The sequence below is a fragment of the Falsibacillus pallidus genome, from assembly GCF_003350505.1.
Taxonomy (GTDB): Bacteria; Bacillota; Bacilli; order Bacillales; family DSM-25281; genus Falsibacillus; species Falsibacillus pallidus.
Genome location: NZ_QQAY01000001.1, coordinates 454259 through 464716, shown reverse-complemented (window position 1 = coordinate 464716; position 10458 = coordinate 454259). Strand labels below are relative to the sequence as shown.

The window sequence follows — 10458 nt, the reverse complement described above, 5'->3', positions numbered from 1 at the left end:
GTATCTGCTGCGGCCATGAAGGCTGCAGCAGATGCACAGGTGCCAGCTTTAATTGTTTCCGACTACCGGCTGGTCTAGAAGGCTCGTATTCAATGTGCCGTTTATACTGAAAAAAGTATTGGTGAAAAAGAATCCGCCTGTATTGACGGAACCTGATCCGGTTGTAGTCTTGGATGCGTTTTTTGGAGAGATGACAGCCGTGTCGCCAAATTGAATATTTCCGCCGCTTACACTCAGGACAGAAACAGGACCAGTAAAAGCAGGCATAGTACTATCCTCTTTTCTTTCATTCAAAGTCATTTTTGTTGGATATGTTTTTTATTGTATTCCTGGGAAGTAAAATGGTTCAAATGCTATTCGGCATCACTCAATTGACGGATGTGGTGGGTCCGATTTTCAAGATAGACATCATCTGTATTCCCGACATGAAGGATGGAAGCAGACGAAACCCCGATAATATCTATGGAACCCACTTTAATGGTGCCATTCGCATTCAATGTATTCACATTGACAGGAGTCGTAATAGGAGCAAGGGGTATTGGTTCTGAAAATATCGGATAGTCTTCAAATTTTCCTTCATCATCAAAGAATAGTTCACGCTCCCTTTGAATGGCTAAAACATTTGAAACAGCTTTAATTTTGCAGGAATCCCCGATCTGAAATGTGGAGCTGAAGGCAAGGGTTCTCAGCTTGATATCGTGGACGAGGGACTGGCGACCAAAAGGAGTGATGTTCATCCTTTAGGAGTCAATGGAACAAACGGTCCGATGATTAAGGATTCTGCAGGTGTATCAAAGGTGGAAGCAAGCTGGATTGTATTCGCATCTCCAACTAAAAAGAGGGAAGATGCAGAAACACCAGTTAATTGAATGGAATTGACACATAATTCCCGGTTTACAACATTAAGTTCCATCATTATTCTTTCCTTTCAGTTCATTTGGCAATTGGGCAATGAAGGTATAGACCGCCTGTTGGATATCTGCTTTAATCCGTGAGAAAATAATTTCATCCAGGCTGGATTCTTCTGAAGAACGGTTATACTGGCCGCTCAGCGTATTGATATAATAACTGATTCTTTGAGGGAGCTGGCGTTTGATATCCTCGATGATCATCGTGTGATATTGGGGATCGAGTTTGACTTGCAGTTGATCTTCAGTATCAACAATCAGGGCAGGCAGCTCTTGTTCAATATACTCATTGCTGGATTCGTCGACTTTTTCACGGAGTCCCTCCGGAAGCTGGGACATTGAAGTGTGGGAATTGGTTGCGGAGGTCTGCTGGTCAACTGCAAAATCTTCTATTTTATCAATATCAGAAGGGTTTAACCCTATATTGAGCGTTCCTTCCAATGTTTCGACTTTCAATTGGTCAAATTTATATTCCAGTCTTTCTACATTGATGGAGGGGCGATTTTTAAGTGCTTCGATTTCATTTTGAAGATCTTTCATGGCACTCTCCAATCCTTCCATTCTTTTATTCTGTTGTTTGATGAAGGAATATAGTTGATTGATGTAGTAATAGAGATCTTGCATGTTGACACCCCCTTTTTATTGCATACTACTCTTATCGAGTGCCGGCAGGAGGGAAAGGAACAAATGTCTTTTCCCCGCCTTTAATGTATTCACCGGGCTCCAAGACTGCTGTTCCAGGCTTTTTCGCAGGCGGCGCTGGCTGGGTATATCCACCAGTATTGTAAAGATTGGACGTCTCAGTGACTGCGCCAAGCGTTCCGATTTGGAAAACGGATGAATTGGATACAGAGCCTATTTTTATCAAATGAATTTGAATGGTTTGCTGGATATACAATTTCATGGCTTCACCGCATCTCTATACATTGAAATATTGCCCCTGATCTAAAGCGTCCTGGTCATAGGTGTTTGTGGAAGAACGTTCGTTGTATATGGAAAGTCCGTCTCCAGTATTAAATGAACCGGCTCCTGAATACGTTTTTGCATTTGAAAGCGGCTGTATCTGGAAAACATCCCCGATATGAAAAACACCACTCGACCCCAGGTTGATGACTTGAACGGCACCAACAAATGCAGGCATGACCGTTCACATCCTTTACATGATTTCATATCCCATTGTATGAAGGGATGGGGGAAATGTGATTCATTCGCCTAATTTCAAAAAGCATTGTAAAATAAATGAGACAGCATGAAGCACCGGTCAAAATTACTTTTAATACATAAAGCAGCATGGCCAAGGCTTAGCAAGGAGGAGGAAAATGGAGCCTATTTCATCAAAGGACCGGATATTATCCATAGATATTTTAAGAGGGCTTGCATTAGTAGGCATTTTCATTGTGAATATCATTTCATTCCACACACCGGTCCTTTACATAAACCCATTTGAATGGTGGGAATTCCGTAATACACTTATCAATTATGAATGGATCGATATTTTTCTGGAGGGAAGCGTCTATCCCATTTTTGCGCTGCTTTTCGGATTCGGACTGGCAGCCATCAGACAAAGAGCGTTGAAAAAGGGTGCAAGGTTTAGTCGAATAGGGAGCAGGAGACTCGCCCTATTACTTTTCATCGGGGTACTGCACGCCGTTTTTATATGGTTCGGAGATATCCTGATCATTTATGCGCTGCTTGGTTTCTTGCTGATGACAGTCCTGCCATACTCAGGAAGACGACTGATTTCCTTTGGCCTGACTCTGCTTCTGATCCCTAATTTATTGTTTGTTTTTTACTTGAGTTGGAGCTCAATCGCGAATCCCTATGGCGCTATGCTTTGGACAGATATTGGAGGAGTGAAGGACTCCATTGCTTCCTACACGTCATCCTCTTATTTTGATGCCTTGCATCAAAGGTTAATAGATTGGTATGCAGTCAATAATCCGGTCAACTTTCTTTATATGCTTACGACAATCTTTCCAATGATGATGATAGGGGCAGGGGCGTTTAAAGCTGATTTGTTTAAAAAAGTGAAAGAAAATAAAGGGTATTGGATTGCAGGGATGACGGTTCTTCTCTTCTTGGGCATTTTATTGAAATCGCTTCCTTATCTCCTGCTTCAAAATACCGTTTTTCTATACATTCAGGACATTATCGGGGGGCCGATCACCGGGATGGGGTATATTGCAGCAATCCTTCTGATTGTTGTAAATCCCCTGGCAGGAAAAATCTTAAAGCCATTAGCAGCCGCCGGGAGAATGTCATTGACCATCTATTTAATGCAGTCGATTCTTTCATCCTTCATTTTTTATGGTTATGGAATGGGGATGTACAACCGCTTGCCGCTTGAGACTGGTGTATGGGTTGCCATTGGGATTTTTATGATCCAAGTAATTCTCGCTGAAATATGGTTCAGCAAATTCACATATGGCCCAATGGAAAGCATATGGAGAAAATGGACCTATAAATAAAAGATCATATAAAAATAGGAGTGGTGAAAAGTGAAATTTGTTTCTTATAAAATGGAAGAAAAGCAGTCTTTCAGTTTAGGTGTCGTATCAGGGGATGAAACATATATATGGGATCTGAAAGCCCTTCATCATGCATCCGAAAAGGGAACAGATTATCCTGAAACCATGCTGCAGGCAATCGAAAAAGGCGAAACATTCATTAAAGAAGTAAACAAATGGATCAATTTCGGGAAATCTTGCTCCGATCCTTCAATCTATCAAGAATCTGCAGCAGAAGCCATCATCGGACCACCAATACCGAGGCCGCCCAAACATATTCTGTGCGTTGGGAAAAACTATCGGGAACATGCACTTGAATTGGGCACAGAAGCGGATATCCCAACAGATATTATGATGTTCACTAAGCCGCCTACTTCCATCATCGGGCAAGGGGACGCCATCGACCCGCATCCATCCTTGACAGATGCATTGGATTATGAAGGGGAGCTCGCGGTCGTCATCGGGACAGGTGGTCGGAACATTTCGAGGGAGGATGCCCTGAAGCATGTCTTTGGCTATACCATCATCAACGATGTAACTGCCCGCGACCTTCAGGCAAGGCACAAACAATTTTTCATTGGGAAAAGCCTCGATACCTTCTGTCCAATGGGGCCATGGGTTGTTCATTCATCACTCATCACAGATCCCCATTCATTGAATATCAAGACAAAAGTAAACGGTGAGATTCGCCAAGATTCCAGTACGGAGCATTTTATTTTCCCGATTGATGAAATCATTTCTGTATTATCAAAAGGAATGACGCTTGAGCCGGGTGATATCATTGCAACAGGTACACCTGCAGGAGTGGGAAAAGGCTTTAAACCTCCAAAGTACCTGAAACCTGGCGATACAATCGAGGTTGAAATTGAAGGAATCGGTGTTCTTCACAATATTGTTAAGGAATAGGACATAACTAGTTCTACATTTTGCATGCGCTATGGTATGATATGGGAAGCATTAATTTAGAGGAAATGGATTGGAGGAAAAAATATATGATGAGTACTACACATGCCCACATTACTACATGGGCAATTGCGATTATCTTGTTCATTGTTGCACTGTCCTTGCATAAGAGCGGCAACTTGAAAGGATTTAAAATCGTTCAGATGATTCTGCGTGTCTTTTACATACTGATCATTATCACCGGAATCCTGCTTTATCCATTCGGAAATGAATCTGCCAACCATGCACTTTATGGCATTAAGGTCCTTGCAGGTTTATTGGTTATTTCCATGTTTGAAATGATCTTGATCAAAATTTCCAAAGGGAAGAACGCTGGATCGTTCTGGGTGATTTTCGTCATCGCCCTTGCGCTTGTTCTATATTTAGGGCTTCGCCTTCCGCTTGGATTCCACCCATTTTTATAAAATGGATCAAAAAAGAGCCTTTTTGGCTCTTTTTTTTGTAATAATGATATTCAATGATTGGGGGATATGGTATTTTTTATATATAATATGTAAGCGTGGTGAAAAAATGGCAAAAACCTATAACTATCGATATGAAAGCGTTGAAGGACTTTTGGACTATATAGCATCTCATAATCTCGATAAGGTTAATTCCATTCTTGTTCAGGTTTTTTTAGGACAAGGAGGGAAAGACCAGGCTGAAAAAATCAGGACGGCTGTTGTAGATGCCCTCCCGAAAGCAGCGCTCATTGGATGCAGCACCACCTATGCCATATCACATCATGAAATCATCAATAAAGACGTGCCAATCATTTCTTTTACAACCTTCGAAAATACCAATCTTTCTACCCGCTTGTTCAACCTTGAGACAAGAATGGATGAACAGGCTATTATTGAAAAGATCAGCAAAGAATTAATCACGGAAGATACTAAAGCTATCATATTCCTTATCAGCCATCTTGAGCTGAGTTTCAGCTATATATTAGAGAAAGTTCATGAACTTTATCCTGGGATCGCATTCTCCGGTGGAGTTGCTGCCGATATACCGAATTGCAGGGATACAATCGTAATGAATGAATATGCTGCCGAAGAAAGGGGAATGGCCGTTGCTGCATTGAGCGGCAAGGACTTGATTGTGAATTCCTCTGTAAATGAACAATGGGAGGATATCGGGCGCCCATTTATTGTGACAAAGGCTTCAGGCAAGACTATTTATGAAATCGATCATAAAAAACCTACATCAATCATCAGGAGATATTTAGGTGAAGATTTTGTGGCGCGGCTTCCGCAATCCGCTATCCAAATCCCTTTTAGAAAAGGGGATGAGGCCCTTTTTATCTACAATGTCCTTGATCACGGGGCCATTCAGATGAGCCATGAAATCGAGCAGGGTGAAGAAATCAATTTTGCTTATGCCAATATAGAAAAGTTAATGGAAGAATCGATTAAAGAATTAAAAAGGCTCAACAAAAAGCCCGTTGAATCCATCTTTTTATACAATTGCATTGGAAGAAAAAACACCCTATCCAAATATATTTCTGAAGAACTGGAAATGATGAGCAGGATTTCACCGGTGTGCGGCTTCTTTTCTAACGGAGAGATTGGGAAAAAAGCGGATGAACCGCCAAGGCTTTTTGCCCATGCGCTAACTTATTTGGCCATTTCTGAAAGCCCACTTTCTATACATAAGGATTTAAGGTTTAAATATGACATTTCTTCAGAAGTCAAAAATTTATCAGCCTTGACTCATTTGATTAATGCTACTTCAGAAGATATCAATCAGCTTCGGGTGAATATTGAACGTTCCGAAAGCTACTATCGATCCCTTTTTGACAATAATAATGATTTTGTTTATTCAACTGATTTAAATGGCATCTTTACAAGTGTAAATGCATCCTTCCTTAAAACATTCGGCCAGGAAGAAGAAATGGTCATTGGAAAATCAGCATTGAAATGGGTGGAACCAGAGAACCATGCGCTCGTTAGGCGTCATTTTCACAAGGCTGTACAAGGGAAGGAACAATACTATGAACTTCTTGTAAACACGCAGAATGCAGAAAAGGTTCATTTCCAGATTAAAAATATCCCTATCACCATTAATGGCAAGTGCGTCGGAATTTACGGCATAGGAAAAAATATGACCGAACAAAAGAAAATCCAGCAAGAGATCTCAAGGCTTTCCAATTATGATTATGATACGGGCCTGCCGAACCGTTCTAAATTCAACGAAGTGCTTGAAGAGATGCTTCACCGGGCAAAGAAGAAGAAACGGCGGCTTGCCGTCATCTTTGTCGATATTGACCGGTTCAAGATCATCAATGATACTCTCGGACATTTTGCGGGGGATCTAATGTTGAAGGAGCTTGCAGCAAGACTCCAAGGTGCTTTGCCGAATGGCGCATATTTGGGAAGATTCGGAAGCGATAAGTTCACCATCCTCCTCACCAAGGATATTGATGATGAAGCTGTTGTGGATACAGGGAGAAAATTGCTTGACAAAGTCCAGGAACCGTTCAGCTTTAAAGACAAGGAGTTCTTTGTCACAGCAAGCATGGGTATTGCCGTTTATCCACAGGATGGATTGGAAACAGAGCAGCTGATGCAGAACGCAGATACCGCCCTCAATCAAGTGAAACTGCATGGTGGAAACAACCTGTTGTTTTTCTCGAATGATATGAATGAAGATGCATTAAGAAGGGTAGAACTTGAAAGCCAGTTGAGGAGAGCGCTGGATAACGGAGAATTCTTTCTCGTCTACCAGCCTATCTTAGATATAAGAAATAAAAAGGTGACGGGGCTTGAAGCCCTCATCCGATGGGAGCATCCGCAGAGGGGCTTGGTGTCCCCAGCTGATTTTATCCCTCTTGCTGAAGAAATGGGAATCATCATCCCAATCGGAAGCTGGGTCCTTGAGACAGCTTCGCTTCAGCTAAAAGAACTTGAACGGCAGGGATATCACGATTTATCCATGTCCATAAATGTATCTGCCCAACAATTCCAAGATCCTTCGTTTATCTATGAAATAAAGGAAACCATTGAAAAAACAGCAATCAGCCCGGAAAGAATTCACTTGGAATTAACTGAAGGCGTGATGATCGATCAGTCAGATTCAACGATGGAAAGGCTTAAAACCCTGGGCGAAATCGGTGTGAATATTTCCATTGATGATTTCGGTACAGGCTACTCATCCTTGAGCTATATTAAACATTTGCCATTCCATATCTTAAAAATTGATCGTTCGTTCATTATGAACCTAAGTGAAAGCTCGCCTGATTTTGCTATTGTCAAAGCAATCATGACCATGGGAGAAGGACTTCGTCTGCAGGTCATCGCAGAAGGGGTGGAAACATTGGATCAGCTTCTCCTCCTGGAGTCAATGAATTGTGATTTTGCACAGGGCTATTATATCGCTAAGCCAATGAAAGCAAGCGAACTTTATCAATGGCTCCCGTTGAATCGGGAAATGAAAGCCAGAGCCAAATAAAACAGCCGTCCCAATTTGATTTGGGGCGGCTGTCTCATTTTTAGGGTAATTTTTCTATTATGAATCTTTTCCCTGTATTCAATGTAAATTCGAAGCGATCCTGATTTTTTTCGTTGTACCGGAAATGGTGCTGAACCGCACAGATTCCATCCATATTGTCGAACATCAAGAAATTGACCCCTTCCCTGCGTCCGCTTTTCTGAAGAAAAGATAAATGGTTGTGGCAATAGATGCAATCATAGATGGAGAAATGGGCTGTGTTTAAACTAGTGATGAATTGAATGAATGCATCGTCGTTCAAATCATCCAGCAGCATCTCCAGGGAAAAAACGAGATTTTTCTTGATTCTGATAGAAGCAGAGTTCTCCAGAGCAACGATGCCGTATGGAAGATTGATTTGACCTTCCTCGAGAAGCTGGCCTTTTTCCCAACTGTTAAAGCGGAGTACTTCAATTTCTTGATCTATATAATATTCAAGCATGGATGCTTCATCTGTTTCTTCATCGAAAAATATCCATTGATCATTGATTAATTCCACAGTGCCTGTTGTAAAAGCACGTGTTTGCCGATCCAGCAATTGACTGCGATTTTTGTGCTTCACGAAAGAAACCTCCAATATTCTTACTCTACTCACTATTTTTTGACATCCAAAATGGATTTCATACCGTCATGCAGCCGGGGGTTTTAATTTTTTTGGGACGAATAACTATTCCCTAGGGCAGTGCATAGGATAATGCATGCCTATTTAAGTGCGACTAGAAGAAAGAGAGGGGCAAGACTATGTGCGGCATAACTGGATGGATTCATTTTCATCATAATTTAAATAATGAGCTGGATGTCATTAAGAAAATGACAGATACATTAAGTAAAAGAGGACCAGATGATGTCAACATATGGTCGAATCAGCATGCAGCACTTGGACATAAGCGTTTGGTTGTCGTAGACCCGGCTGGAGGCAGGCAACCAATGTCAAGAAAGCGCGGAGAGCACGTTTTCACCCTCTGCTATAATGGAGAATTATATAACACAGAGGATTTGAGAAAAGAATTGCTCTCTAAAGGATATTCGTTTCAAGGTCATTCGGATACAGAAGTTTTGCTGAATGCGTATATAGAATGGCGGGAAAATTGCGTTGACTTTCTAAATGGGATATTTGCCTTTGCTGTTTGGGACAGCCAAAAGGAGCAATTGTTCATCGGACGCGACAGGCTTGGGGTAAAGCCTCTTTTTTATGCAGAAATAAATAGGGGATTCATCTTTGGTTCAGAGATGAAAACCGTTTTGGCCCACAAAGATATGAAACCGGAAATAGACCGCACCGGGCTCTCAGAAGTGCTAGGCCTTGGTCCATCCAGATCGCCGGGGAATGGCGTATTTAAAAATCTGAACGAACTTCGCCCTGGCCATGCATTGACATTTTCACGTGATGGACTGAAGATATGGCGATACTGGAATGTCAAAAGTGAGAGACACCGAGATACATTTGATGAGACAGTTGAAAACGTAGGCTTTCTATTGAATGATGCGGTGACGAGGCAGCTTGTGTCAGATGTACCATTATGTACATTTCTTTCTGGCGGGTTGGATTCCAGCGCCATTACGGCTATTGCTGCCAATCAATTCAAGCGGGAAGGAAAAGGAGCCCTCCATACGTATTCCATTGATTATGAAGGAAATGACCAGTTCTTTAAAGCGGATGCCTTTCAGCCGAACTCTGATGGACCATGGATCGAACAAATGGTCAATACATTTGGAACGAAGCATCACTATAGTGTTATTTCACAGGAAGAATTGGTTGAAAACCTTGAAGAAGCCGTGCTGGTCAGGGACCTCCCGGGTATGGCAGATGTGGATTCTTCCCTTCTTTGGTTCTGCAAAGAGATTAAGCAGGACTTTGTTGTCAGTCTTTCAGGGGAATGCGCAGATGAAATATTCGGGGGATATCCATGGTTTCATCGCGAGGATGATTTAAACAGAAAAGGATTTCCATGGATGAGGTCAACAGAAGAGAGGCAAGGACTCTTGAATGATTCATGGAAAAGTAAATTGAAGCTTGATGAATATGTTCAGGCAGTCTACCAGAATACGGTTGATGAGACTCCTTGCCTTGAGGGGGAAAGTCCTTTAGAAGCAAGGAGAAGAGAACTGTTTTATTTAAATATGGTCTGGTTCATGACGACTCTGCTTGATCGGAAAGATCGAATGAGCATGGGAGCGAGCTTGGAAGTCCGAGTTCCTTTTGCTGATCACAGACTTGTCGAGTACGCTTGGAATATCCCTTGGGATTGGAAGATGGCCGATGGAAGAGAGAAGGGGCTGTTAAGGAAATCGCTTGAAGGGGTTTTGCCGCATGACATTCTTTACCGGAAAAAAAGCCCTTATCCAAAGACCCATCACCCCGTTTATACGAAGCTTGTCAAAGATAAGCTGACGCAAATCTTGAATAATCGTTCGAGTGTCCTTTTGGAGCTGTTCGACTCTCGGAAGCTGCAAGCAATTGTAGACAGCGGAGGGGATGCTTTCCGAGTGCCTTGGTACGGACAGCTGATGAAAGGGCCGCAGCTGCTTGCTTATCTTATTCAAGTAGACTATTGGTTTGAGAAAAATAATATTATATTGCTGGATCGATAAAAAAAGCAGCCTATTTTCGTAGG

Annotated in this window: 12 protein-coding genes; 5 read left to right on the top strand and 7 right to left on the bottom strand. The window is 42.0% G+C overall.

Annotated features, from left to right (window positions below; genetic code table 11):
* Positions 1–48: 48 nt before the first annotated feature.
* The 6 genes from DFR59_RS02350 to DFR59_RS02325 all read right to left on the bottom strand — a co-directional run bounded on the left by DFR59_RS02350 (position 49) and on the right by DFR59_RS02325 (position 2049).
* The gene (locus DFR59_RS02350) at positions 49–267 is read right to left on the bottom strand and encodes a spore germination protein (protein ID WP_114744018.1); all 219 of its coding nucleotides are present in this window, start codon (positions 265–267) and stop codon (positions 49–51) included.
* Between the two features lie 86 nt (positions 268–353).
* Entirely contained in the window at positions 354–737 is a 384-nt protein-coding gene (locus tag DFR59_RS02345) for a spore germination protein GerPE (RefSeq protein WP_114744017.1), read from the bottom strand.
* A complete protein-coding gene (locus DFR59_RS02340) occupies positions 734–913 on the bottom strand; it encodes a spore gernimation protein GerPD (protein WP_114744016.1) in 180 nt (59 codons plus the stop codon). Before DFR59_RS02340 ends, DFR59_RS02345 begins: the two co-directional genes overlap by 4 nt.
* Positions 903–1532, bottom strand: a complete 630-nt coding sequence (gene gerPC, locus DFR59_RS02335) for a spore germination protein GerPC (RefSeq protein WP_114744015.1) — start codon at positions 1530–1532, stop codon at positions 903–905. The genes DFR59_RS02340 and gerPC overlap by 11 nt, the downstream gene beginning before the upstream one ends.
* Positions 1533–1563: 31 nt before the next feature.
* The gene (locus tag DFR59_RS02330) at positions 1564–1812 is read right to left on the bottom strand and encodes a spore germination protein GerPB (protein WP_114744014.1); all 249 of its coding nucleotides are present in this window, start codon (positions 1810–1812) and stop codon (positions 1564–1566) included.
* Between the two features lie 15 nt (positions 1813–1827).
* Complete coding sequence (locus DFR59_RS02325; protein ID WP_114744013.1) at positions 1828–2049, bottom strand: spore germination protein; 222 nt, start codon at positions 2047–2049, stop codon at positions 1828–1830.
* A gap of 178 nt (positions 2050–2227) precedes the next feature.
* Between DFR59_RS02325 and DFR59_RS02320 the strand changes: the two genes are divergently transcribed.
* The 4 genes from DFR59_RS02320 to DFR59_RS02305 all read left to right on the top strand — a co-directional run bounded on the left by DFR59_RS02320 (position 2228) and on the right by DFR59_RS02305 (position 7804).
* A complete protein-coding gene (locus DFR59_RS02320; protein ID WP_114744012.1) occupies positions 2228–3376 on the top strand; it encodes a DUF418 domain-containing protein in 1149 nt (382 codons plus the stop codon).
* Between the two features lie 30 nt (positions 3377–3406).
* The gene (locus tag DFR59_RS02315) at positions 3407–4321 is read left to right on the top strand and encodes a fumarylacetoacetate hydrolase family protein (protein ID WP_245948350.1); all 915 of its coding nucleotides are present in this window, start codon (positions 3407–3409) and stop codon (positions 4319–4321) included.
* An 86-nt stretch (positions 4322–4407) separates the two neighbouring features.
* On the top strand, positions 4408–4782 hold the full coding sequence (locus DFR59_RS02310; protein WP_114744011.1) for a YisL family protein: 375 nt from the start codon (positions 4408–4410) through the stop codon (positions 4780–4782).
* Positions 4783–4888: 106 nt separating this feature from the next.
* A complete protein-coding gene (locus DFR59_RS02305) occupies positions 4889–7804 on the top strand; it encodes a bifunctional diguanylate cyclase/phosphodiesterase (protein ID WP_158538289.1) in 2916 nt (971 codons plus the stop codon).
* A gap of 40 nt (positions 7805–7844) precedes the next feature.
* Here DFR59_RS02305 and DFR59_RS02300 read toward each other — a convergent pair whose 3' ends face one another.
* A complete protein-coding gene (locus tag DFR59_RS02300; protein ID WP_114744009.1) occupies positions 7845–8405 on the bottom strand; it encodes a DUF2777 domain-containing protein in 561 nt (186 codons plus the stop codon).
* A 179-nt stretch (positions 8406–8584) separates the two neighbouring features.
* On the opposite strand from DFR59_RS02300, the gene asnB reads away from it, so the two are divergent.
* Complete coding sequence (asnB, locus tag DFR59_RS02295; protein ID WP_114744008.1) at positions 8585–10435, top strand: asparagine synthase (glutamine-hydrolyzing); 1851 nt, start codon at positions 8585–8587, stop codon at positions 10433–10435.
* Positions 10436–10458 lie beyond the last annotated feature (23 nt).

Coding starts and splice junctions, on each gene's coding strand:
- DFR59_RS02350 (WP_114744018.1), bottom strand. CDS start 267: ATGCCTGCTTTTACTGGTCCTGTTTCTGTCCTGAGTGTAAGCGGCGGA.
- DFR59_RS02345 (WP_114744017.1), bottom strand. CDS start 737: ATGAACATCACTCCTTTTGGTCGCCAGTCCCTCGTCCACGATATCAAG.
- DFR59_RS02340 (WP_114744016.1), bottom strand. CDS start 913: ATGGAACTTAATGTTGTAAACCGGGAATTATGTGTCAATTCCATTCAA.
- gerPC (WP_114744015.1), bottom strand. CDS start 1,532: ATGCAAGATCTCTATTACTACATCAATCAACTATATTCCTTCATCAAA.
- DFR59_RS02330 (WP_114744014.1), bottom strand. CDS start 1,812: ATGAAATTGTATATCCAGCAAACCATTCAAATTCATTTGATAAAAATA.
- DFR59_RS02325 (WP_114744013.1), bottom strand. CDS start 2,049: ATGCCTGCATTTGTTGGTGCCGTTCAAGTCATCAACCTGGGGTCGAGT.
- DFR59_RS02320 (WP_114744012.1), top strand. CDS start 2,228: ATGGAGCCTATTTCATCAAAGGACCGGATATTATCCATAGATATTTTA.
- DFR59_RS02310 (WP_114744011.1), top strand. CDS start 4,408: ATGATGAGTACTACACATGCCCACATTACTACATGGGCAATTGCGATT.
- DFR59_RS02305 (WP_158538289.1), top strand. CDS start 4,889: ATGGCAAAAACCTATAACTATCGATATGAAAGCGTTGAAGGACTTTTG.
- asnB (WP_114744008.1), top strand. CDS start 8,585: ATGTGCGGCATAACTGGATGGATTCATTTTCATCATAATTTAAATAAT.